This is a genomic window from Bradyrhizobium sp. KZN70725 (genome assembly GCF_055264925.1).
In genome coordinates this window covers 36,719-59,181 of record NZ_JBUYWT010000035.1, presented here as the reverse complement: position 1 = coordinate 59,181, position 22,463 = coordinate 36,719, and the positions used below count along the sequence as shown (strand labels likewise).

Sequence of the window (22,463 nt, the reverse complement as noted above, 5' to 3'; positions counted from 1 at the left end):
TCACGATTCGCCTTCCTGGGAGGACGGATCAAGGCTGAGACGCAATTTGCGGAGCTGTGCGGCAAGTCCTAAATCCACATTGCCGAACTCGCTCCACAGAACGCACTGGTCAGGCCCCATAGCCGGGTCCGGATCAATTCTGACTTTCGGCCGACCATCCGTCCCGTCGAACGCCTCGAATTCATGTCTTAGTGCATCAGTGTTCACAGGAGACACGTGAAGGCATACTTCTGCGCTGCCATATCTTTGCTCGACGGCGTGACGAACGGTTCTTACCAGCATCTCGCCGGGATCAAAGGAGCCCAACAGGTCGGTCAATATCTCAAGGACGAGCTGTGGCAACTCCTGCTGCAGAACGGCTTTTCGCCGGGCCACATCGGAAGCAGCTCGGGCGATTAGCTGTGCCATTTCGTCCGATCCTGACCTAAGACCCTCGCTGTGGCCGCGCTCCCGCTCTTGCTGATAGGCTTTGCTTGCCCAGCTGCGAACCTGCTGCAGATATCGGTCGGCCAGCGCACGCGTCTGCACCGCATCGTACCAAATGCCGAGTTCCGCGGCTGGTACGAGTGGACCAACCGGCCGTATCCGCGGTCTATCTGGCTGGGCTATCTCATCGGCCGTCATGCCGCTGGCGCCTCGCTGGCCAAGTGGGCTACCACCAAAGATAGCAAACGACCCGCTGCGCTGTGGTGTTCGGCTGCTGGGGATTCGGCGGCGGTCCCCACAGGTAAACGGAAAAGGACGCGCACACGGTCAAGCTCTGATGCGTCCTTGAGCCAGGCACCAAGGCAGGCATGTCCGTCATGTTCAATCTGGCTCGATAGTTTATGCGGATCGACAATCGATGTGGTCGCCACCGCACCAGATAAGTGTCGGATTGCGAAAGCATGTGCTTCCGCACTAATATTCTCGATCAGAATCGCCACATCATGCTTTGACACAAGCTTCAGCACCGAACGGGCATGCCAGATACTGCCAGCGAGCAGGGCCGCCCGACGCGGATCATGCCCGAGCAGAACGTCCCTGCCCCAGTCAGTTCCGTTCGAGGCCTCCTCATTTTTCAGCAGCAATTCGGCCAGTCTTTGCTGGAGCCTCGGGGTCTTCTGCAACTGCAGTACTGTGGCCTCCGACAGGAGCCCATCAAGATGGCCGGCCAAACGGCTGGGATGGATCAAGGCGGCAAGCTCGCGCAGGCGATCGGAATGCGCGTTGAGTGAATGATTTTGGTCGGGGGATACCATCGATACGGACCTGAATGCCCGCCTACTTCGCATCGGAGGAGAGCTTTTTCCCAGCGGACTGGACCGCTGGCTTGCTGGCACCACTGCCGAGATTTATCAGCTTACGCCAGGATTGGCGAAGTTGGCGCCCACGTACGCTCAGCAGTAGGCAAGATACGATACCCAATATGGCGAGCGCACCTCCTGCGCCGATCGCAATGGGAGCCGAGCCGAACCTGGTTGACTCGTTTGAAGCTGCCGCCGGCGTAACCGAGACCTCATGCTGAGTCCGCTCAACGGGCACGAACACGACCGCCACCTTGTCATATGATAGACCTTCGATGCTGTTGGCGACGAGCATCTTGATCTGCGGCAGCAAGGCTGAGAGCTTTGCGTTGGAGGCGTGCCGAATGAAAACCGACGCCGAGGACGGGGTTGCATCGTGCCGCAAAAGATCATTCTTCGGCAGAACGACATGAACACGGGCGGAGAGAACCCCATCAATATCGTTGATCGTGCGCGACAATTCTTCACTGAGGGCATAGACGTAGCGGGCCCGCTCCTCAACCGGAGAGGCAACGAGCCCCGACCCCTTGAACACCTCACCAAGACTCTTGAAGGGCTGGCGCGGCAAGCCCTGGTCATTTAGCAGCTCGATGGAATAGGCGAGCTGCTTTTCTTCGACCTGAATGGTGCTCGTCCCATCCTTGCCGACGACCCGAATGGCATCGACGCCCCTGCTCAGCAGCAGCCCAAGCATCTCGTTGGCGTCACGCTCCTGCACTTTGGTATAGAGATCGGTTTTGCAACCGGTGAGGGTCGGTAAAAGTAGCAGCAGAACAAGAGCATGAAGCCGCTTGCTCGCGGGCCGACCGTCACCGATCTTACCTTTCGTCAAGACAGCCAACGGCCCGCTCAGCCTGCTGATAGAAGCTTATTCAGAGATGAACTGACGGCACCTGTACCCTTGGAGATGAGCGAAACCTGGACGACGCCGTTGTAAACATCGCGCAAATTCGTCAGCGCCGAATCGAAATGATCCGCACTTTCCGGCTTGCCCGCCGAATGCACCTCGACTTGCTGCGGCCGCAGGAGCGGTTGCGCGGCCGGCCCAAGCTGGAAACTCTTCGCAGGATCAAGGTCGCCGACGAGCGTCGGCGAAACTGCATCTCCAGGAAATGGTTTGCCCTGGTGGATAGCAGAAATGCTCTGAAGGACGCGATCGCCAAGCGGGCTCGCCGGCGTGACTGCGCGCTGCACTTCCGGCACCGATGAAACTGGCGCGCGCTCGGTCACAGAAGAGACGCCCCCCTGTTTCAAGGCGGCCTGCGCGAGACTCTCGTGAAACTGGGCGTGCGCCAGCGAACAGCCGCTGGAGGCACACTCGACGGGGTTGGCGGAGACCGACGCAATTCCAAGCAGCATGGGAGAAATCATTTCTGTCACGTGGTGAGATTAGCCATTCGCTCGCATGAATGGGCTGGCACCCTAGAGACCCAAACTGACCAAAAGCTGACGAGCATCTGTCATCTAATAATCACGGTTGGCTTCCAATTTCGGGCGAAGCGTCGGCCTCCAAATTTTGGGACGAATTCCGGTGCTTGGTCTCAAGTAGAAGAAAATCGCCGGAATGCTCATCCCGTCTACAAGGCTGCATATCTTGAAGAAAGTTCTCTATCTTGCTGTTTTCATGTGCTTGGGCGCCATCAAGGCGCTCGGCGCCCCGCTGGCGCTGCCGTCGACGCCGTATAGTTACACAGTGCTGGATCAGGACCTCGCGACCGCGCTGCAGGAGTTCGGTAACAACCTCAATATCAGAGTCAATATCAGCACGGGGGTGAAGGGACGAGTTCGCGGGCGAATGCCGGATCTCTCACCGCGGGAGTTTCTCGAACGGTTGATCAGTCTCTACAATCTTCAATGGTACTACGATGGGCTGGTGCTCTACGTATCTGACGCGCATGAGGCGCAAAGTCGCCTTCTGATACTGAATCCGATCAGCTTTGACGCGTTCAAGGCGGCGCTCGACGCACTTAACATCTCGGACGAGCGCTACATCGTGAGAGCCGTGCCGGGAGATGGCCTCGTCTTCGCGTCCGGTCCGCCTCGCTTTATCGCGCTTGTGGAGCAAACGCTCAAAGGACTGGTGACGGAGGCACAGGCGCGACGAAACCCGAACGGAGCCGAAAAGCCACCGCATGAGTCGGTCTTGATGCTGTTTCGCGGATCTTCCAGCGTGGTCGTTCGCGAAGGACGCCCCAACGACGCTCCTTCACCCGAGCTTTCACATCAAGACGGCGTGGATCACGCACCTGATACTGGCAAGAATTGAACGGATGATAACAGATGGGTTGGGAAGAGATGTAATTTCTACTTATGCCCTCTGTCAGCTTTTCGAAAGCTGCTGCTGTCATGATTAGCGGACGGCTGTCCAGCGGCGATGCCGCAAGACAGGCAATAAACGTCCGGGCCCGCACCACGGATGCTCGAGCCGGAAAGGGCAAGCAGTATCCGTGACCTGCTTTGCAGCCTTAGCGCTTCATGCGAGCCTTTGAAAAGCTCTACGAAGTCCGTCATGAAGTTCGCCGCATCGGTTGAGACCCGCTTTGTTGTGCAAAAGGAGGAACAGGATGGACTTCAATGCGCTAGGCGGAGCAGACAAGAGCCCACCGCCCCGCTCGGCCTCATCGTCCGCCGATCGAAGGGAGTTTGAGCGTGAACTGATGGCATTGCATGAAATGCCCGAATACAACCAGGACCTGATTTGGCAGGAGCTAGGAGGCCAATCATCGCGCGGCGAGCCGTCATTGATCGACGGCGAGCAGTCCAATTCCCAACAAGCGGCCGCTCAAGATCGCGCGGATGCCTCCGATTTCGGCAACGACCCTGTTTGGCAAGATCTTGAGCCTGGACTCCTGCGGGCGGGGTCGCCTCACGCCGGACCGTCCCAAGCGGGACCCGCGCTGCCCGCACGCGGCGCGCCGCCGGAGCTTGGCGATTTCGTCATGGCGAACGGATATCTCGCTAGCGAAAACTGGGTCTTCGTCGGCCAAACAGCTACGCCTGCTCAGATCGAGATGCTGAGAGGCCGTGACGTCATGCCGAGCAGAAATGTCCGGACTACAACGTTCACCGTCTTGGGTGTGCCTCACACGGCACAATGGCGAGCAGAAGGGTTCATTCGTCTCGAACCGTCGCTAGACGCCGCCCTTAGGCCCGCAGGTTCGAGCGAACACCCACCAGGTGACGAAGCACAGTGACATTGACAGATGCAGAGGTACATCTGAGATCCGAGGTGTCCGGAGTACCATGCGCCGCTCAACTTTTGGGCGATGGATTGATTCGTGCGTCCACCCCGGCAATCTGATCCGATCATGCTGCATCGCCGCGATCGGGCAGACGCCAACAACTTGTTTGACACGCAGGCGCGAGCTGGCTGAACGCTGGTGAGTTGCCGAGAGATGTTGCGGAACCGGCGATGTGTTGCATGAATCAGCGCACGCGAATCCTGCGAAGAGCGGCAGACTCGTTGACCTGGCTGTCGCAGAGGCGAGCGATCGAGCACCGAAGCAAGCCGATGCCGAATTGAGGACCCGTAGCCGCCTTGAGCGACGTCATTTCTCAACTCATTGTGAAATCCTTTGAGCGCCGTCAGCTTCTCGAAAGCTAATCGCTCCTACCATACGGCGTGAATATCTAGACGGCGATATGCCTATAGATTGTAGCCAAACTGAGCGCTGGGAGCGCTGTGCAATCGGAAGCAAGCGGTAGGAGCCATTGAAACCTATCGACATCTCTTGCTCGTTGTTCGCCGCGATCTCAGGCTGCGCCACATAGCCAGCTTGTGGTGCGATCTCAAATCAGAGGACGTATGATGTCAGTCAACAATCTGCCGCTAACCACCAGCTCGAATTTGGCTTTGTCGGGGCTAGCTTCCGGGCCCTCGCCGGCGCGCGACTTTTCAAGCTTCGAGGCGGTGCTGGTCAGTTTGTCGTTGAAGGGCACGACTGACGAGCATTCCCCACCGCAAGGTCCGACGGCCGAGGACTCGGCCAAGCAACTGACGGAGGAACTCACGCAAGAGGTGCGGAACATCATCCCGCCGGAGATCAAGGCCGCACTGGACGCATGTCAGGAGACCCCCGAGCCGTCCTCTGAGGAAGCCTCCTCCGCTGCGAACGCCCCAAAGATTGCAGAAGCCCCCGTACAAAGCTCCAGAATTACGTGGAACAGCGGCACCCCGACTGAGGCCGAGCTGCAGATTGTGTCGGTGCTGATCCGACATAAGGACAAATGCCCGCTGGATTGGAAATCTCTGGGAGATTTGGCCAACGATCCCTCCACACCGCCGGATCTAAAGGCGGCGATCGAGGCACTGCAGCGAGACCCCGAGCTCTTCTACGCGATAGGCTCGCAAGGCGACGGCCGCTGCGGCGGTAAAATCAAAGCGGGTGATCTCTCCGGCTTCTCCGATCACCACCCGCAAGTTGCTGAGTTCCAGGAGCAGCGGGCAAAGAACTATACGCAAAACTACATCCCCTCCGACGGCAGCGGCAACGGCGAGCCATCGGTTATGATGCTGACCGATGCATTGCGCGAGCTCTATCGCTATTCCGACAACCTGCCCAAGAACCTAAGCCTTTCGGATTTCAAGCAGATCGTCGACGGCGAAGCCAAGACGGGCAAATGCCCGCCGCAGGTTCTCGCGGCCGCTCAATACTTCCTCGACCATCCGGATGAATGGAAGCAGTTGTATGGCGGCTCGATAGACAAGGTCCACAAAGAGGACTTCCTGCAGGTTGCTTCATCATCGGTGAATCTCACGAAAGCCGAGCTCGATACGCTCGACACGATCAGCAAGTACCAAAGCGCCTTTTTCGGGAAGGGCGACCTGACGCGGGAAAAGCTGGCGAGCATGGCTGACGACAAGAGCCTCGCGCCCGAGGTGCGAAGGGCGGCATCCCAGCTGCTGTCCGACCCTGTGCTGTTCGGGTTGATGAACAACGCGATTACGGGCTACAAAACCCACCACAAGTTCTTCGACTTCGGCGGCGGTCATACGGTCGATTCCGGCAATATCAGCAAGAGCGACTTCAACCAGTTCTTCAGCAACATGTCCGGTGCGAACCGCACCGTTCAGCATGTGAAGACGCATGCCGCCCAAACGGCCGCCGAGAAGGACGCGATCGCGGACATGACGATGGGCGTGGCAGACCAGCCCGACATCAAGTCTCCCAAAAAAAACGGTGGCGCCTTCATGCACGCAATCAACGACGTGCTCAAGGTTGGCTCGAAGGTACTCGACTGGGCCGCGACAGCAGTCGGTGTACTTAGCTTCATTCCAGGCTTGGGCGAATTGGCCGATTTGGCGTCAATGGTGCTCGAAGCCGAAGCGCAAGCTGCAAATCTTCTTCACACCGCGATCAGCGGTGGCAATATAAAGCAAGCGCTCGAAGAAGCTGGCCTGAGCCTTGCGGCACAGGCGGTAGGCTGCATCGGCGGCCCTGAGGTCAAATTGGCAATGCGAGAAGGCTTGGTAAAGCAGGCAATTCAAGAAGCGGCCACGGCGGGGGTCAACCTCCCGGTTTCGGTAGCCCAGTCCTACGCGGAGGACTACTTGAACAACTTGAAGGCTCGCATCGAGTCCGAACGCATGCAAGCTGCAGGCGCTAACGCCTAGCCGGATCGCACTGTCTGTCAGGATCAGGCTGAAAACGCCAGTCGAGCTTGTGCGGCTTACGCGCGGTCAGGTCTCCCTGCCGAGCAGTCGGCCGCGCAAGCTCTACCATCCTCGATACCGTCCGTTGGATCCAAGGAACTTGCTCGCTCTTCACTGCGCACAATTTATGTGGGCCGCGCTCGATCGCGCGAGGGCGACCTCAAATCTAGTCTGCCGCTGCGAAGGTCGATCGACTGCATACGCAGCCCGGCAAGAAGGTCGATGCATTAAAACCGCGCGACAGAACCGGTCAGAGCCGCGGAGCCTGCCGGCTTGCGCAAGGATCAGGAGCACCCGGATCGTAGAGCGCCAGGGCTCAGGACCTTTCTCGAGCGGCAGGCTGCTGTTCGCTCTCCTGAAGGCGGGCCCCGATTGACGGATCCTTCATGAGCCCTCCAGGACCGAGGGATCGTCATGAATCGCCGTCAATCTCGCTTTCCGCCCCGCTCCAAACCAGGTCAAGATCCGTCCCGCTGCGCCCGGCCGCGAGCAAATTGTCGAAAGACCCCGCGGGTATCGAAAGGGACGTCAGCCCGGGATTGCAGCACGTCGACTTCGAACGTGATCTATTAATGGTTGCGTTAACATCCGCCTGTTGAAGCTTTTGACTTGATGAGCAGCGATCCGACCCGATCGAGCTCCACAAACGAACGTTTGTCCTGGTACATACCATCTGATCTGCAGCTTTCGCAGATCCAGCATCGGCTCAATTTTCTAGAACTCGTCAGCTTCTCGAAAGCTAACGTTTGCACATTGGTGGGCGGAGACTGCCTCCATTGGCACGATCGAATTGACAGAGGAGAACCCGATGCGCGTTACGAGCTCTAGCGCCGCAGGGCACGTTGATGCCGACCTCCATGCGGCTGGCGGCAAAAGCAGCGGCAAAAAAGGATCTCACAAACCTGACGAACGCGATGATCATGGCCGATCGCCAGATGCGAATAGTCCCGTAAACGGCGGCGCGTCCACTCCGGGCGGCACCTCGCGAGAAGCTGCTATGCAGCAAGCATTCAACGTCGCTCTGGGAGCCGCTGCTCTGCAGATTGCCAATAGTGCAATGGGTCATTTCGACGACGTCATGGCCGAAACAGAAGAGGATTCCTGACGTCGCATGTTGCGGCGTCAGGAAAATAGGAGCCGCACGTTGCGGCGAAATTCGAGCAAACAGGAGAATTACTATGACTAAGGGCGTTGGTGCGTCTGGTACCTCGATTGCAGGCGGTGCAGCTGGCACCGCTGCAACTGGAGCCGCTTCCGCCGGTGCTGAAGTTGCTGGAGAGGCGGCATTCCAACGGCAAATCGCCGCTCTGACCGCCACGAGCACCAAGGCTGCCGAGAGGGATGTGGAACTTCGCGTCGTCTCGACCGAGCTTTCGACCGTCAAGAAAGCAGCCGATGAGCGGGTGCAGTAAGGGATGAGGTGGGGCGACGTACGTCGCTCACTTTCCCGGGCTGTTTAGTCCGTGAAGTCGCAACGGGCCGTACGGTTTTGCCGTACGGTCCCGTTCGCAGTTCAGGAGAGCGACCGTGAATGAACCACATTGCCCGCGTTTCGAAGTGCTGCTGGGGTGCTATTCTGGGCTGACGGGCAAAGTAGGGGTCGGATCGTGTCTGATCGGAAGCAGCCTCGATGCTGATTTAATCTTTGTCGAACAGGGCCTCGAACCACACCATCTTCGTGTCACCCCGCAGTCCAACTCGATCGAGATCGAGGCCCTGGCGGGCGACGTTCGTGTCGAGGGACACGAGACGGTTTTGCCAAACGCGCCCATCGTTGTCCCTCTTCCTGTTGTCCTTCATGCCGGCGAAATGTCGATCCAGTGGTCTATCGAGGGTCTTGAAAAAGCTGGCTCTATCGATCGCCGGCGTGTATCGCTCGCCGGACTCGCCATGGTCGTTATCAGCCTTGCCGCGGCTGGCACATTGTCGACCAGTTTTGTCCAGACTGACACGGCTGCAGTGCCAAGTCCGCCTCCTGCCGCCGACGTTGCCCCCAAGCTGGCGCTCAGCGCTCCTGATGCTCTGGTCACCGATGCAACTGCGGGGCTGCTGCAAGAGGAAGTTGACAGAGCGGGCCTTGTCGGCATCAAAATCGGTTCTGGGGCCGGCGTTGTCACGGCCGACGGCAGCATTACGCCCGCTGCACTTGCCACGTGGCAAGACATCCAGCAACGCTTTGATCGCAATAGCAACGGCGCTTATACGCTCGTCAATGCAGTCGCCGTCAAGGATGAGAAGACACCCTCCGCAATTGGAATCCAGGCTGTGTGGCGCGGCAGCGACCCTTATATCGTCGTTGCTGGCCAAAAGTATTTTGTTGGCGCGCTCCTGAGCAATGGATGGACCGTCAACGGAATTGAGGAAGGGCGTGTTCTGCTGAGCCGGAATGGCCGGCTTGCCGCTCTGTCCTATTAGCGTTTCAGGCCGCAGGTAAGGAAGCAAAGTGCCATGACTAGGCTGCCCCCGAATTCCGTCGAGCCTGGCGCCTCTTTTCAGGGACCAAACCTTGATCATCATGCATCTAGCATCACGCCGGGCAATTCTCGAGCGAAGTCCATCGGGATCGATCGGACGCGTGGCAATGATGACAAGAACCACGGCGCAATTTCCCAGCATAAAGACGCGCCGGATCGCTTGGTTGAGGGCACGATCGACAGCGCGCTCGAGCTCGGTTCGATCAATGCGATTTCGCGCGTCAATCTCGACGAGGCCCGCGCCGAGCCAGGTCAGATCGAGCCAGGCTCGGAACTCGCTTGGCTTAACGGGCCTAATCTCGCGCATAGCCTGCTCTCTTTCGTGACGCCGCGGCTACGTCATTCGCACTTTCTGCGTCCCGAGCAACACGGCCCTCTTTTGGAGCGTTTAGCCAATACGCTATCTGCCGCGCCAGAGGATTTGGTGGCACGCGAAGGAGCCGCCCTTCTGCAGCTGGAGCTGCAGCGGTTAATCTTGCTCCGGCAGAGCCACAACGGCTTGATCAAAGGCTAGCAATGGCCGAGCCAGACAAATTGCAACACGTCACATCTACACAGCCGCCAAGCGTTTCCGAAGCCGATGCTCGCGAGCTGGTCTCTGGGCCGGAGCGAGATTTGCTCTGCGTGCTTTCTTATATCTATCTTTCCTGCGGGCAGAGCGCAAAGAGCCTGGCTCTGTTGCGGCTGGTTGCTCACGAACAGTCTCGAGACATCGGCTTGCTGCGGATCCTGGCCTACGCTCTCATCTCGGAGCGTCGCGGTGACGAAGCACTGTCGGTATTGGATCGGCTTGACAAACTAGATGACGAACCGTCCTCGTCTCTGCCCTTGATGCTTATGCGCAGCCACGCCCTGCGCCATGCCGGCCGCATGACCGAAGCGCAGGCCACCTTCAAGCGCTATGTTTCATTGCGGTGCAACACAGCTGCAGCTAGGCAACAATAAGGCTTTTCATGGCCCACGTTCTACGAAATCTCATCACGCGCGCGCCCGCTCATCCGGATTTGATGGTCGCGCTGATGCTTCTTCTGGCGATCGGAATGATGATCATGCCGATCCCGATCGTCGTGATCGATATGCTGATCGGCTTCAATCTGGGCTTTGCCATATTGCTGCTGATGGTCGCCCTGTATCTCAACACGCCACTCGACTTTTCGTCGCTGCCGGGCGTCATCCTGATCTCCACTGTTTTTCGTCTCGCTCTTACCGTTGCAACGACGCGGCTGATCCTGTCCGAGGGTGACGCCGGCAGCATCATCCATACGTTCGGCGATTTCGTCATATCCGGCAACATCGCCGTCGGCATTGTCATATTTCTGATCGTAACCATGGTGCAATTCATGGTTCTGGCCAAGGGCGCCGAACGAGTGGCAGAGGTGTCGGCGCGCTTCACGCTCGATGCGTTGCCGGGCAAGCAGATGGCGATCGACGCGGAGCTGCGCAACGGCCATATCGACCAGCACGAAGCCCGCAGCCGACGCGGCGCGCTGGAGCGGGAAAGCCAGCTTCACGGCGCGATGGACGGCGCCATGAAATTCGTGAAGGGCGACGCCATCGCCGGACTCATAGTCATCTGTATCAATATGCTAGGTGGCATCACGATCGGCTCGCTCTCCAGGGGCATGTCCCTTGAGGAGGCGATGCATCAATACACTATCCTGACAATCGGTGATGCGCTCATTTCGCAGATCCCAGCCCTGCTGCTGTCAATTACAGCCGCAACCATTGTCACTCGTGTCAACGGTCCTTCCAGACTCAATCTCGGCGCCGATATCGTCAACCAGCTTACGGCCAGCACACAAGCGCTCCGGCTGGCCGCCTGCGTCCTGCTTGTGATGGGGCTCGTTCCTGGCTTCCCTTTGCCCCCCTTTGTCATACTGGCCGCGCTCTTTTCCGCCGCCAGCTTTGTCAAGGTTGGCGTGCCAGAGAGCAAGACCGCTCCCAAGGCCGGCGTCAATCCCACCGGTTCGGCTCCCGCTTCCACGCAGGGTCAGAAGCAAACCGTGCCGGCCGAAGCACTTCCGATTACCCTGTTGCTGGCGCCGAACCTAATGAAGGCAATGGACGTGGGGGAACTCGAGCAGTGCGTCGCACGGGTTTCAGCACTGGTCTCAGCTGATCTGGGTATCACAATTCCACGCATTCCCGCCCAAAGCGCCAACCACTTGGCCCGATCGCAATTCAGTGTGGCCGTCGAGGGCGTACCCGTAGAAGAGGGCGCTATTGACCCGACAAAGCTCTTGCTTGACGACGACGTAGCGAACATCGAATTGAGCGGTATCCCGTTCTGGCAGGATCCAGACACGCATCGGATCTGGATCGAACAGGACCATGCGGCTGCTCTCAAAGCGGCCGGCATAGGGCACCACGGTCCGAGCGAAATCGTCGCCTTGCGCGTCCGGTCCACGTTGACGCGCTATGCACAGCGCCTGGTTGGCATTCAGGAAACGCGCCAGTTGCTTGGCCGGATGGAGCAGGAATATGCCGATCTGGTGAAAGAGGTGCTGCGCACGACACCGATCCCTCGGATCGCGGATGTCCTGCGTCGTTTGTTGGACGAGGGCATCCCAATCCGGAACACCCGCTTGGTTCTGGAGGCGCTTGCGGAATGGAGCGAACGGGAGCAAAACGCTGTACTGCTTACCGAATATGTGCGCTCTGTTCTGAAGCGGCAGATCTGTCACCGCTATGCCAACGCACATCGCGTTGTGGCCGCCTTTATCGTCGAGCGTGAGACTGAGGATATCGTGCGGGGTGCCGTGCGCGAGACCGCCGTCGGCCCATACCTCGTTTTGGAGGATCGGCAAAGCGAGATGCTGCTCTCCCAATTTCGCCAGATCCATTCAAGCATCGCGCGCAGCCAGAACCAGCCAGTTATTCTAGGTTCGATGGATATCCGGCGTTTCGTTCGCGGCTTTCTCACGCGTAACGGAATCGACCTACCTGTCCTTTCTTATCAGGATCTCGCCGCAGATTTCACTGTCCAGCCGATCGGATCCGTGAAGCTGGCACCTGCCAAGGACAAGAGCCCTTCCCCGGGCGGTCTCCTGAGCGCTGCGAGTTGAGACTGCACGAGCAGGCCATGAATTCAAATGGAACCAAACGTCGGCGGCGCTTGTGCTTCGTTAGTCCAGGCCCATGGTCGGTTCTGCCTGCGATGCTCACTATTATGATGCTCACCGGTTGCGCGAACCTGTCACGCCAGCAGTGGTCCACGTCAGACTTAGCAGACGCCAAAGAGTTTGATCCCGCCAAGCGCGAGCGCATCTCGCGCGCTCTCATTGATGCTGATGAGCAGACTCTGCGCGCGGCCTTGGACCAACAACCGGACAACGTCAATGCGGCAATTTCTCTTGCACGGGCCTTGTTGGCGCGCAACTCCTCAGATGAGGCACTTCAGGTGCTCAATGAGGTACTATTGGCAGCACCCGGCGACCTGCGCGCATTGAATGCCAAAGGCGTAGTACTCGATCAACAGGGGCGCCACGAGGAGGCGCAAGTGCTATATCGTCAAGGCCTCGCGATCGAGCCCACAAATTCGATGTTGCGCAACAATCTCGAGTTGTCGGCCGCACTTGAAGGTAAGACGGACATCCGAAACTCCAATCAGGAGTTACAACCTGGCGACGAGTACGCATTAGCCAGATCGAGATCTCACGGCCGACAACGGTAAATCGCGAATGCCTATCCACGTCAGTCGGCTGGCCGACAGACAGCTGGATAATGATCACGTGCAGAGATTACAGGCGCATTTGCATTCGAACGATATTGTCGCGAGGAGCGCAACTTTATCGTGCACAATCGGGAGAGCCGAGCGCCATCTCTTGGCTGGATGGCGTGAGCCCGACACGCCCTCGCTTCGACGGAACGGCGATCGGCCGGGCCCTGATGTCGCGCCCGCGGCTTCTGCTGCTCGACGAAGCCTCTACCCTCAATTAGAAGCCAGTAAGTCACCGATCTTTCACACGACTTCGTAACCAGGTTACCTGGCCAACATTCTGTATCTTGAGTTTACCAATTCTTGGGTAGCGGCTCTTTGGATCGTCCGGTCACTTCAACGAAGACATGCAGGCGAACAGTTAAAATATCTCTCAAGCTCAGCAACCGCGCGCTCCTCCCACTCTACAGCTTGCGCCAGCAATGAGCCGCCTTGTATTGGCCGAAATGCGGCAGCCTGCCGGCACAGAGACGCTATCGCGCGATAGCGGCGCACGTTTTCCATAACGGCCAGTCCGGTCATTTGCGGATATTTCCCCTGCTGTCCCAGGCAAGAACTTGCTGCATAACAGTTTTCGATCCGTTAGCGGCAAGGGCGAAAGGCGTGAATGGTTGGCAGATTCTTGCCGGCCGACGGCCGATGAACCTTTCCCAGGAGGAGATCCTCCATCAAACGCGCCTCGGCACTGCCGGCCAAGGACGCCGCTGCTCCGCGTTTTCTCGGCATACAGTTTCAGCAAGAGTATAGATGAAAAACAGGAGCGAGGGCACGTCTCGGCTTGCACGTCAATCAAGCGACCTGTGATAGTGGTCGGCTTCCAATGTGAGAAGCGGAGGCCAACGCTTTGTCAACCCCGCGACGAGGCCAAGCTTTGGGATCGACTCCGACGCAGATTGACGTCCATTGGTGCCAGTTCGAACCTCGGTCCCATGCCACACGACAGGGCTAATTCTGCGCGGTCCAGACTGACCGATCCGTAGCCCGAACCAGCGACGTCGCCGGATCTGGAGACACTTACAGTACCTGTCAGCATGACAGCGAGGCAGCACTCTCAGCGTCAGGCGCATCATTTTCCACCTCCGATTGAGAGTCGGGCCTTCGATTTGCGGCCTTTGGCCCAAGCACTTGCTGCCCCTTCGGGTGACGCTTGGGCCAAGGCGGACGTCTCCGACCTAGACTCAACTCGCCAAAACAGATGGGTGACGGCACGTGTTGTTTGCAGCAGACTGCTTAACAAGTTCTCGGTTAACAATGCCACGCTAGAGCGCTCGCACCGCGATTAGGGGCACTCAGATGATCACGCCGGTTCGACGGAACTGGAGTCCAAAAGAACTATTCAATTCTCTTACGCCAGCGATGTTCAACGCTGAGCCGTCGGCTATACGTGCGCGTTGGAATAAATTGTGGCCTGACCTGTACACGGAATATGACGCCCGGCACTTGAAACAAGAGTTAGCCGACCGAAACCTCATCGTTAGCGATGAAGCTGCGGCATTCTTCAACGCGTGGGCGATCGACGAGGAGCGCCACACCGATGGCTTCATCCGCATCATTGAACTCGTCGCTAATGGATCCGAAAGGGATCTTCGGGAGAGATTGGACGCTCGGCCTCACGATTTTGGTCCAATCGTTGAACACATGAAGGACGAATTCTCCCTGATGGTTATGATTGCATTTGATGAGATGTGCACTTGCCGTGCCTATGCAGCAGAGAAGCCCTTCTATGACGCCCTTGGTAACAACACGTTTCATCACTGGCTGAGGGAAGTGATTGCCGACGAGGCGGTTCACTCGATGAACGCCGTAAACGTTATCCGTGCGCGCTATCGCGATCGCATTGGCCAAGTGGACTCAATTCTCGATAATCTAATCCGCGCGACCGAAAGTCTACGCTATTCCGGCACCTTCGTCCTCGACTACTTCGGCGCGGTGTACTCTAAGGAGCTGCTCGCCGGTTCTCGCCTCGTGACTATGAGAAATATCGCCAGGCCATTCACGGTGGAGAGCAGAATGTTGACCGCGAGCCTGTCGAAACTTCAGTCGGCGCCACATCGACGCCCTTCCCCGTAAATATCCATTGTGCCAATTGGCTCCAGCTTTTCGTTTGCGTTCGAGCGTGCCGAATTTCGACAACCGCGTCGGGAAGCCGCAATTCGACGCCCGATCTTCTGCAAGTCCGCCTTAGCTAGATAGATGCGGTTATCGACGCGCGCGATGTTGTCGGACACGCGTCCGCCGGACCGGTCGCTCCGGCTTCCCTGCCGTCCTCGTCCGCGACACGATAATCCTGCTTCGACACGGATGCAGGATTGCGATTTGCGTCCTCGCGGATTTAAGCACTCGCACATCCCGCCCCCCTCCCACGAGGGTAAGAGCGAGTTCGTTCAACCCATTTTTAGAACTGATGAGGCGCATTCCAGCGAAAACGTCATCACGCTTCTGGAGACACTAGATCGGCCAACCCAGGTCAAACGAGCTAGATTCGCGACTTTTCTCCAGGCAATTGCCGCACCACCTCGATCCTGTTTACATCGAGGCTACAAGCTGACGCAGCGCAAGATTCACGTCATTTCCAACGCCGCTCCAACGATCGGTAGATAGAACGCTATCGTTATCGCAACGACCACCAGCCTCACGGTTGATCCTTTGGTGGCCGACCCTTCGGCTACTCACAAACCTCACGTAGATCACGAGCAGGAGCGATTACTTTCTGCTCTCGGCCTGCGTCACCGTCTCAATCGCACGACGCAACTCTCTCGATGTTGAAAACGTTCGTCAACCTGAGGAGCTCTCTCATCGAAAATTCAATTACCCTTCTTTCTGCCATGTTCTCACCCAAAGCAGAGACGCGCCGATTGCGCACGTCGCGCACGGCAAGAGCGAGTGTCTCAGGAGAATTCGATGGTGAAGCCAGTTGTGATTGTAGTGGGCGCAGACAAGGGAGGGGTCGGCAAGACGACCGTATCACGAACGCTGCTGGACTACTTCAGCGTCAACAACGTGCAAACACGCGCCTTCGATACGGAGTCTCCGCGGGGGACGTTGAAGCGCTTTTATCCCGCGATCACCGAGATCGTCGACATGACGACGACCGCGGACCAGATGAAGATTTTCGATACCCTGAACTCCGGGCTATCCGTCACCGTCATTGACGCTCGCGCCGGATTACTGTCCTCAGCACTGGCCTCCTTGCGCGACATCGGATTTCTGGATTCGGCGCGGTCCGGCCAGATTACCTTTGCCGTATTCCACATCTTAGGATCGTCCATCGCTTCGCTCGACGAGATCGCGGAGACCGCTACCTTCATGAGCGGCGCAAAGTACTATCTGGTCAAGAACTTCATCAATGACACTCAGTTCTTCCAGTGGGACCAGTCGACCTATAATTCTTATTTTCACCGCATCAAACAGGCGACCGAGTTGACCATCCCGAAACTTAACGAGATGGCCTATGAGCAGGTCGAAGTCGCATCCGTCCCGTTCGTCGATTTCGTGGCAAACAAGGGCCGCAACGATGAGCCCGCGAACAACTCCTTCGTGCTACGCGGTTATGTCCGGCACTGGCTGGCAAATGTCTGGAGCGAATTTGATCGCATCAACTTGACGGAGTTGGCCGGCGCCAAGTCCGCTACGCGGAGTGGCGAGAAGTAGTCGCATATTCTTGCGGGCCAAGAGCAGGCCCATATACGAAACGAGATTGATCTGCTGGCTATGTTAGCGACCCCTATCTACATCATCTGCTCTCCTAGCCCGCAGGTCGGAAAAACCCTCATCGCTCGCGTCCTGAGCGAGTTCTTGCTGCTCAAAGACGGCACCGCCCTGTCGTTCGATGTCAATCTAAAAGAGCCATCACTGCTCGATTACCTGCCGAAGATCACCGAGACCGCGGATGTGACGGACACTTACGGCAAGATGCAGTTGATGGACCCGCTTATCGTCCACGATCGGGTACCCAAGGTGATCGATCTCGGCTTCCATGCCTTCGACGAATTCTTCAAGATGTGCGAGGAGATCGGCTTCATGAAGGAGACGGCGCGCCGCTGTGTCGCTCCTATCATTCTCTTCATCGCCGGCGCTGACCGCATTTCCTTTCGCGGTTATGACATCCTGCGGCGGCAGATTCCGTCAGCATCGCTGGTCACCGTCCACAATGAATTTGCGCTGCGCGGCGCATTACCTGAAGTCATGGATGGCGAGCGGGTGCTCCAGATTTCGGCGCTGCCGCTGTTTCTCAAGAGATATATAGACCGACTTAGCTTTTCCTTCACCGGATATCTGCGGGACGAAAAAGACTGGTCCACCGAGCTGCATCAGTGGATACGACGGAACTACACGATGTTCCGCGACCTAGAATCGAGCTTGATGCTGCGAAGATCCTATCGATCCCGGGGGACGAACATCGAGAGCCTGCGTTGCACAAAGGCAACTTGAGGCTGGGACTACTCGCCATCTATTCGTCCAGCTTATGAGCAGTCGTTTGACCGGCCGCCAACGGCTTCGGCGGTCATGAAATGCACCGTGCGAATCCCCGCCAGGATTGGGTGCAATCAAGCGTCCTTTTCCTTGAGCTCATCCGCCCCCAATCGCGCGACCGGCAACTACCTCTTGGGCTTTGCGGGCGGCCGAGACGCATCGATGATCTTTCCAGCGGAGGGCTCATAGCTCGAAGCCGAGCTTCCCGAGCACCTGGTCCATGACCGCGCCTTTGATCTCGCGGGCGATCTCGTTGCGTATCTGGGCGCCGAGCACCCGCTCGGCATCGGCGTCTCCTGTCAGACCATCCTCGGCCAGCCGCCGATCCAAGCGGGCTTGAAACGGTTCGCCCATCGCGTCGACAAGCCGTTCCTGCATCTCAGCATGGTCTTCGGGCGCGATGCGCCTTAGCACACTTTCCCATGGCTGCCATCGGGTCGCGAGGAACTGCGGAAATTCCGTCGCCTCCTGGTTCCGCACTGCCGTCTCCGCCCTGGCTACATCATCCCCAGTAACGTGAGAGACGCTCATGAAGCGCATATCGGGAGCGATGTGCCGCAGCTCCAGCGCATCATGCAGCCGGGTCTGGTAGGCAAGGTAGACCTCGATCTCATCGATGTCCGCATCCGGATCGGCACGACGAAGCGAGTTGACGGTCTCGCGCGCGATTCGGTCCAAGGCCTCCAAGCGAAACATGACGCGGCCGTGCTGAAGCAGTTCGCCAAGGCGTCCGTCATAGACGCCGTCTTCAACATCCGCGTTCAGGCGTGCGCTCTGCATGCCGTTCCAGGTCAAAGTGATGCGATCTTCACAGCTCGCGCTCGCTCCGGAGGCCAGTTCGAAATACTGCTCGCGCAAATTCGGCCTGATGGCTGCCTGCCGCAGATCTTCGGCGACCGCGTGCCGGAACGCGTCGCGACCATAGTTCACGGTGCCGCGGAGCCTGTCGAGAAAGCGTGCATAATCTAGGGCACCTGGCTCTTCGGCGAAGGCCTGCCAAGCGGTTATTGCTGCCGGCTCGCCCTCGAGCCAGTGCGCGACAACCTCCTGCAGCGACCGCGGCTCAACTTGGACCGCGCCTGCGGTGTTCGAGAAGAAAACCTGCGGGCCGACATAGTCCCCGGCATGCATGGCGGCCGCCAGGCCGGCCTGCACCGCGTCGGGCAGAGGATTGTTCTCCAGATCAACACTCGCGTCACGGCTTAGCTGTGTCAGCACGGTCTCGGGCACGCTGGTTAGCTGGTTGTTGCTGGCGGCAAACCATAGCAGCTCGGCCGGAAACGTCTCGGGAATACTGGTCAGCCGATTATGGCTGGCACTAAGCCATTCAAGCCCGGCCGGAAGAGGCTCGGGCAGATCGGTCAGCTGGTTATAGTCGACATTCAGGCGCTCGAGCCCGGCTGGAAGCTCGGGCAGACGAGTCAGCTGATTGCCCGCGACGTCCAACTCCTGAAGCGTCGCTGGAAGGCGATCGGGCAGACTAGATAACTGATTGTTGTCGACATTCAGACGCCGCAATCCAGGCGGCAGCTCTGCGGGCAGGCTGAATAGCCCGTTGCTAATGGCATAGAGCCGCCGCAGACCGCGCGGAAGCTCGGGAAGCCCGGTCAGCCGATTATTGTTCGCATACAGCCGCTGCAGACTGGCCGGAAGAGTTTCGGGAAGGCTGTTCAGCTGATTGTTGTCGACATTCAGGCAGCGCAAGCCGGCCGGGATCGGAGCCGCCAAAGTGGCCAGGGAGAGGGACGACAGATCTAGTGGCTCATTGAGATTGCCCGTGTCCCTCCAGGCCCTCATTCGACTTACCGCCTGCTGCCGATCCTCATGCTGCCCCTGCCCGTCTTCGGCAGCCCAATCCGTCACGACTAGGTCCGGCAAGTCGGCAGACGCCTGCGCATCCGTCAAGACTTCGTCCCATTGCGATGAGGCCGGAGACCCTGGTTCGGAGCTTTCCCAATCGGAAGCTTCGGAAGGAGCGCCCGTGCCGAGCTGTTCTGCATTCATAAATGTCGTCTCTTGGGTAGCTAAAGGAAGCGAATGCACCGGGGGCGGCGTATCATGAATCCGGTAGAGTCCCGCTATGGATGCGCTTCATCGGCTGACGAGAGCACGGGATCACGAAGCAGTCGCCACGCAGGGATTGGTACGATTACTCTGCGCCGGATGGCGACCGAGGACCAATCTCAACGGGCCTCACTCGCTCCCGGATCGGGTCGATACTGGAATCCACCTCTCCTCTCCTGCAATGCTTGAGCACATCGAGCCGGCCTTGCCAACGAGTAGGGACTTTCAGCCTACGAGATAGAGCTGTCGACAAGCTGACGGCCTCGACGATGATCAATGCGCCGCCCCACATTCCTTCGATGTCTCTCGACGCCTAGTCGCAGGGCTCCGCAAAACGCCCGACGGGATCAAAACGGCTTCCTGCTCGCCGAATTGGTGTCCGAGCGGCGGCACGCCGGCAGCGTGATGCTGACAGGACGGCGAGGTTGCCGTTCCTATGCGGTCGAGGCGGCTACCCCTTCCTGAGAGAAGTTGTGGGCGATCGACGAGCCGAACGCTAGCAGAGTTTCGCGCGTAACGCGCTCGCTCCTCACCAAGGGCCAAGGCGTGTACCCAATCATCCCGACCTGAATGATGAACCTACAGCTATTAATGATCGGGGCCATGATCCTCAAGCTCGACTGGCGCTTTCGCGGATTGCGGCAGGCAAGCGGTAATTCCGCTCGCGGATCCCTTCCGTATCGAACAGACACCGCGTATCGCTGCCGGGACCGAATTTCCCTACGTCGCGCTCAGTGGAGCCGGCCCTCGCCGCGACCAACGAACTCGAGCACTGACTGCGCTTGGTTGATCTCGCGCGACACGCGCTTCAATACCCGTATTGCGACCTCTTCCGTCGCGATCAATCCCGCTCTTTCGCAGGCCAGCCCGAAATGATGCATCACTTGTTCGTCGGATGGCGCGATACGATTCTGAAATAGGCTGATCGTCAATGATGAGAGCATATGCTCGACGACGTCGTTTTCAGCCTGGCTCACGAATCTACGTCCTTCTGATTAGTCGCTCGATTCTGTACAATATGGGCATCGCCGATAGGGTCATGACACCTCTCATTGTGCCGGGTTGTCGCCTCTTGACATCGCCGCATGATGCGTATCGAACACCGCTAGCTGGCGCTTTCTTTCCTCGATCGCCTCATCTGCTGGCATCACCTCTCTTCCTCACGAGGCTGCGCGGCCTCAGACTACGCAAGTCTCAGCTCCCTGATGATCTCAGTTATCCTCCCTTGGCCGGCGGCGTGTTGCGGCCACTTGCTAAAGCCACTCAGCAAATTCTCCGATTCGAGCCTGGTAAAGTCAAAGAGCCTGACACCGCGCCCAAGGACCTCATTGACGATCGTGATCGTGGCTTGGCGAGCGGCACTTTCTTGTGGCGATCTGTTGAAGCCGATCAGCAGGCCCCTGAGATCCTGGGTAGTGAAATCCGAGAGCCCCGTCCTCGGATCGGCGCGGCGAAGGACCTCGCCTGCGAGCACCACGGTCACTTGACCGCATGGTAGCTCGTCCGGCCAGTTACTGAAGCCGCTCACTAGGTTCGCAAGTCCCTGCTGTGAGAACTCGCAGAGCTGATCAGCGCGGCGCAGGACCTCGCGAGCGAGTGCGACCGCAGCTCGGCGAGACGCGGCCTCTTCCGGCCACTTACTAAAACCGTTCACCAGGTTTGCCAGCCCCTGCTGAGTCAGATCGGGGAGCTGGGCAGCACGGCAAAATACCTCACCGGCGATCGCGACCGTAGCCTTACGGCAAGTCGCATCTTCGGGCCATTTGCAGAACCCGTTCACCAGGTTCGCCAATCCTTGCTGGGTATAATGGGGAAGCTGGGCGGCACGGCGCAGGAGCTCGCTTGCGATCGCGACTGTTGCCTGACGAGATGCATTCTCCTCTGGCCATTTGCTGAAGCCATTCACCAAATTCGCCAGATCCTGCTCGCTAAACTCGTGGAACTGCGTCGCACGTCCAAGCACTTCGGTTGCAACCGCGACCGTGACTTGACCGCAGGGCAGCTCTTCAGGCCACTTGCTAAAACCGTTTACAAGGATGGCCAACCCCTGCTGAGGGAAATCGGCGAGCCGGCGGGGGCGCCGCAGGATTTCTAGTGCAAGCGTGGCCGCGGCTTGGCGCGAGGCCGCCTCTTCTGGCCACTTGCTAAATCCGTTTACCAGGCTCACCAATCCTTGCTGTCTAAACTCAGAGAGCTGATGGGGGCCGTCCGCTCGGCGGATGACCTCACCCGCGATTGCAACCGCGGCCTGTCGAAAGTCACTCCCTTCCGGCCACTTGCTGAAGCCGTTTATCAGCCCTGCCAGGCTGAGATTGTTCAATTCTTGAAGCGATTTGCTTTCCTCGCGACAAAACTTGGCTATTCGGACCGCCCCATGGCGACATTCCGCTCTCCTGGCGTGCCTGCCGAACGATGCCGCAAATATGGAAAGCGCCCTGATACCGATCTTTCTCATCAGAGCATGGTCCAGCTGCGACACGCGAGAAGCTATTCTCTCGCAAGTATCCCGCCCCGCCTGGCCTCCAGCCCTTCGGCTCACCGCATTGCACGTCGTGGCATAGCCCCACGATTTCTCTGCACGGATGCTTTCCTCGAAACTCGGTAGAAATCTGGATTGAAACTCAACGGCTGCTTGTTGCAGAAACACCGGCAGGTCCGCCTTGCACAGTTGCTTGTCGCGCCTGACCACTGCAGTTGAGAATTCAACAATGCCGCCAGCACGATCGATTTCGTTTAGCGCCGTCGTGAGACTAGTTTGAACGGACATAGGACCTTCCGAGCCTTCATCGCAGCAC

21 protein-coding genes are annotated in these 22,463 nt (G+C 58.4%); 13 read left to right on the top strand and 8 right to left on the bottom strand.

What is annotated here, in order from left to right; genetic code table 11:
- Genes sctL through ACZBJS_RS28000 form a run of 4 tightly spaced genes read right to left on the bottom strand, consistent with a single transcriptional unit; the run spans position 1 to position 2,645 of the window.
- Positions 1-624, bottom strand: a complete 624-nt coding sequence (sctL, locus tag ACZBJS_RS28015) for a type III secretion system stator protein SctL (RefSeq protein WP_463439563.1) — start codon at positions 622-624, stop codon at positions 1-3.
- The gene (locus ACZBJS_RS28010; protein ID WP_463439562.1) at positions 621-1,241 is read right to left on the bottom strand and encodes a nodulation protein NolU; all 621 of its coding nucleotides are present in this window, start codon (positions 1,239-1,241) and stop codon (positions 621-623) included. The genes sctL and ACZBJS_RS28010 overlap by 4 nt, the downstream gene beginning before the upstream one ends.
- 22 nt (positions 1,242-1,263) lie before the next feature.
- On the bottom strand, positions 1,264-2,127 hold the full coding sequence (gene sctJ / locus ACZBJS_RS28005) for a type III secretion system inner membrane ring lipoprotein SctJ (protein WP_463439561.1): 864 nt from the start codon (positions 2,125-2,127) through the stop codon (positions 1,264-1,266).
- Between the two features lie 8 nt (positions 2,128-2,135).
- Positions 2,136-2,645 carry a nodulation protein NolB gene (locus ACZBJS_RS28000; RefSeq protein ID WP_463439560.1) on the bottom strand — a complete coding sequence of 170 codons (510 nt, stop codon included), beginning with the start codon at positions 2,643-2,645 and terminating at the stop codon, positions 2,136-2,138.
- Between the two features lie 265 nt (positions 2,646-2,910).
- Between ACZBJS_RS28000 and ACZBJS_RS27995 the strand changes: the two genes are divergently transcribed.
- The 10 genes from ACZBJS_RS27995 (at position 2,911) to ACZBJS_RS27950 (ending at position 13,086) form a co-directional block, all read left to right on the top strand.
- Complete coding sequence (locus ACZBJS_RS27995; RefSeq protein ID WP_463439587.1) at positions 2,911-3,552, top strand: secretin N-terminal domain-containing protein; 642 nt, start codon at positions 2,911-2,913, stop codon at positions 3,550-3,552.
- 298 nt (positions 3,553-3,850) lie between these two features.
- The gene (locus ACZBJS_RS27990) at positions 3,851-4,480 is read left to right on the top strand and encodes a hypothetical protein (protein ID WP_463439559.1); all 630 of its coding nucleotides are present in this window, start codon (positions 3,851-3,853) and stop codon (positions 4,478-4,480) included.
- A gap of 614 nt (positions 4,481-5,094) precedes the next feature.
- Positions 5,095-6,900, top strand: a complete 1,806-nt coding sequence (locus ACZBJS_RS27985; protein WP_463439586.1) for an HrpF/NolX family T3SS translocon protein — start codon at positions 5,095-5,097, stop codon at positions 6,898-6,900.
- 847 nt (positions 6,901-7,747) lie between these two features.
- Positions 7,748-8,044, top strand: a complete 297-nt coding sequence (locus ACZBJS_RS27980) for a hypothetical protein (protein WP_456783826.1) — start codon at positions 7,748-7,750, stop codon at positions 8,042-8,044.
- Between the two features lie 73 nt (positions 8,045-8,117).
- Positions 8,118-8,351 carry a nodulation protein NopA gene (locus tag ACZBJS_RS27975; protein WP_229157596.1) on the top strand — a complete coding sequence of 78 codons (234 nt, stop codon included), beginning with the start codon at positions 8,118-8,120 and terminating at the stop codon, positions 8,349-8,351.
- A 115-nt stretch (positions 8,352-8,466) separates the two neighbouring features.
- A complete protein-coding gene (locus ACZBJS_RS27970; RefSeq protein WP_463439558.1) occupies positions 8,467-9,354 on the top strand; it encodes a SctD/MshK family protein in 888 nt (295 codons plus the stop codon).
- A gap of 33 nt (positions 9,355-9,387) precedes the next feature.
- A complete protein-coding gene (locus ACZBJS_RS27965; RefSeq protein ID WP_463439557.1) occupies positions 9,388-9,927 on the top strand; it encodes a hypothetical protein in 540 nt (179 codons plus the stop codon).
- 2 nt (positions 9,928-9,929) lie between these two features.
- A complete protein-coding gene (gene sctY / locus ACZBJS_RS27960) occupies positions 9,930-10,358 on the top strand; it encodes a type III secretion apparatus assembly chaperone SctY (protein WP_463439556.1) in 429 nt (142 codons plus the stop codon).
- An 8-nt stretch (positions 10,359-10,366) separates the two neighbouring features.
- Positions 10,367-12,478, top strand: a complete 2,112-nt coding sequence (gene sctV / locus ACZBJS_RS27955; protein ID WP_463439555.1) for a type III secretion system export apparatus subunit SctV — start codon at positions 10,367-10,369, stop codon at positions 12,476-12,478.
- Between the two features lie 104 nt (positions 12,479-12,582).
- On the top strand, positions 12,583-13,086 hold the full coding sequence (locus ACZBJS_RS27950) for a tetratricopeptide repeat protein (protein ID WP_463439554.1): 504 nt from the start codon (positions 12,583-12,585) through the stop codon (positions 13,084-13,086).
- A 381-nt stretch (positions 13,087-13,467) separates the two neighbouring features.
- Here ACZBJS_RS27950 and ACZBJS_RS27945 read toward each other — a convergent pair whose 3' ends face one another.
- Positions 13,468-13,653 (bottom strand): hypothetical protein, encoded by a 186-nt coding sequence (locus ACZBJS_RS27945; protein ID WP_076828248.1) that lies wholly within the window; start codon positions 13,651-13,653, stop codon positions 13,468-13,470.
- A gap of 771 nt (positions 13,654-14,424) precedes the next feature.
- Here ACZBJS_RS27945 and ACZBJS_RS27940 point away from each other — a divergent pair.
- The 3 genes from ACZBJS_RS27940 to ACZBJS_RS27930 all read left to right on the top strand — a co-directional run bounded on the left by ACZBJS_RS27940 (position 14,425) and on the right by ACZBJS_RS27930 (position 17,562).
- Entirely contained in the window at positions 14,425-15,201 is a 777-nt protein-coding gene (locus tag ACZBJS_RS27940) for a hypothetical protein (protein ID WP_253640809.1), read from the top strand.
- Between the two features lie 831 nt (positions 15,202-16,032).
- Complete coding sequence (locus tag ACZBJS_RS27935) at positions 16,033-16,782, top strand: P-loop NTPase family protein (RefSeq protein WP_229157581.1); 750 nt, start codon at positions 16,033-16,035, stop codon at positions 16,780-16,782.
- Between the two features lie 60 nt (positions 16,783-16,842).
- Entirely contained in the window at positions 16,843-17,562 is a 720-nt protein-coding gene (locus tag ACZBJS_RS27930; protein WP_463439553.1) for a hypothetical protein, read from the top strand.
- 225 nt (positions 17,563-17,787) lie between these two features.
- Here the strand turns inward: ACZBJS_RS27930 and ACZBJS_RS27925 are convergent, their stop codons facing one another.
- The 3 genes from ACZBJS_RS27925 to ACZBJS_RS27915 form a co-directional block, all read right to left on the bottom strand.
- Positions 17,788-19,608: an NEL-type E3 ubiquitin ligase domain-containing protein gene (locus ACZBJS_RS27925; RefSeq protein WP_463439552.1), complete on the bottom strand. Its 1,821-nt coding sequence runs from the start codon at positions 19,606-19,608 to the stop codon at positions 17,788-17,790.
- A gap of 791 nt (positions 19,609-20,399) precedes the next feature.
- On the bottom strand, positions 20,400-20,645 hold the full coding sequence (locus ACZBJS_RS27920) for a hypothetical protein (RefSeq protein ID WP_229157577.1): 246 nt from the start codon (positions 20,643-20,645) through the stop codon (positions 20,400-20,402).
- A gap of 206 nt (positions 20,646-20,851) precedes the next feature.
- Complete coding sequence (locus ACZBJS_RS27915) at positions 20,852-22,435, bottom strand: hypothetical protein (RefSeq protein WP_463439551.1); 1,584 nt, start codon at positions 22,433-22,435, stop codon at positions 20,852-20,854.
- Positions 22,436-22,463 lie beyond the last annotated feature (28 nt).

Bases quoted from the DNA above. Each gene is read 5' to 3' on its own strand.
- ACZBJS_RS27975 (WP_229157596.1), top strand. From the start codon at position 8,118: ATGACTAAGGGCGTTGGTGCGTCTGGTACCTCGATTGCAGGCGGTGCA.
- ACZBJS_RS28010 (WP_463439562.1), bottom strand. From the start codon at position 1,241: ATGGTATCCCCCGACCAAAATCATTCACTCAACGCGCATTCCGATCGC.
- ACZBJS_RS27990 (WP_463439559.1), top strand. From the start codon at position 3,851: ATGGACTTCAATGCGCTAGGCGGAGCAGACAAGAGCCCACCGCCCCGC.
- ACZBJS_RS27945 (WP_076828248.1), bottom strand. From the start codon at position 13,653: ATGACCGGACTGGCCGTTATGGAAAACGTGCGCCGCTATCGCGCGATA.
- ACZBJS_RS27950 (WP_463439554.1), top strand. From the start codon at position 12,583: ATGATGCTCACCGGTTGCGCGAACCTGTCACGCCAGCAGTGGTCCACG.
- sctV (WP_463439555.1), top strand. From the start codon at position 10,367: ATGGCCCACGTTCTACGAAATCTCATCACGCGCGCGCCCGCTCATCCG.
- ACZBJS_RS27935 (WP_229157581.1), top strand. From the start codon at position 16,033: ATGGTGAAGCCAGTTGTGATTGTAGTGGGCGCAGACAAGGGAGGGGTC.
- ACZBJS_RS27965 (WP_463439557.1), top strand. From the start codon at position 9,388: ATGACTAGGCTGCCCCCGAATTCCGTCGAGCCTGGCGCCTCTTTTCAG.
- ACZBJS_RS27925 (WP_463439552.1), bottom strand. From the start codon at position 19,608: ATGAATGCAGAACAGCTCGGCACGGGCGCTCCTTCCGAAGCTTCCGAT.
- sctY (WP_463439556.1), top strand. From the start codon at position 9,930: ATGGCCGAGCCAGACAAATTGCAACACGTCACATCTACACAGCCGCCA.
- ACZBJS_RS27985 (WP_463439586.1), top strand. From the start codon at position 5,095: ATGTCAGTCAACAATCTGCCGCTAACCACCAGCTCGAATTTGGCTTTG.
- ACZBJS_RS28000 (WP_463439560.1), bottom strand. From the start codon at position 2,645: ATGCTGCTTGGAATTGCGTCGGTCTCCGCCAACCCCGTCGAGTGTGCC.
- ACZBJS_RS27915 (WP_463439551.1), bottom strand. From the start codon at position 22,435: ATGTCCGTTCAAACTAGTCTCACGACGGCGCTAAACGAAATCGATCGT.
- ACZBJS_RS27995 (WP_463439587.1), top strand. From the start codon at position 2,911: ATGTGCTTGGGCGCCATCAAGGCGCTCGGCGCCCCGCTGGCGCTGCCG.
- ACZBJS_RS27930 (WP_463439553.1), top strand. From the start codon at position 16,843: ATGTTAGCGACCCCTATCTACATCATCTGCTCTCCTAGCCCGCAGGTC.
- ACZBJS_RS27940 (WP_253640809.1), top strand. From the start codon at position 14,425: ATGATCACGCCGGTTCGACGGAACTGGAGTCCAAAAGAACTATTCAAT.
- sctL (WP_463439563.1), bottom strand. From the start codon at position 624: ATGACGGCCGATGAGATAGCCCAGCCAGATAGACCGCGGATACGGCCG.
- ACZBJS_RS27980 (WP_456783826.1), top strand. From the start codon at position 7,748: ATGCGCGTTACGAGCTCTAGCGCCGCAGGGCACGTTGATGCCGACCTC.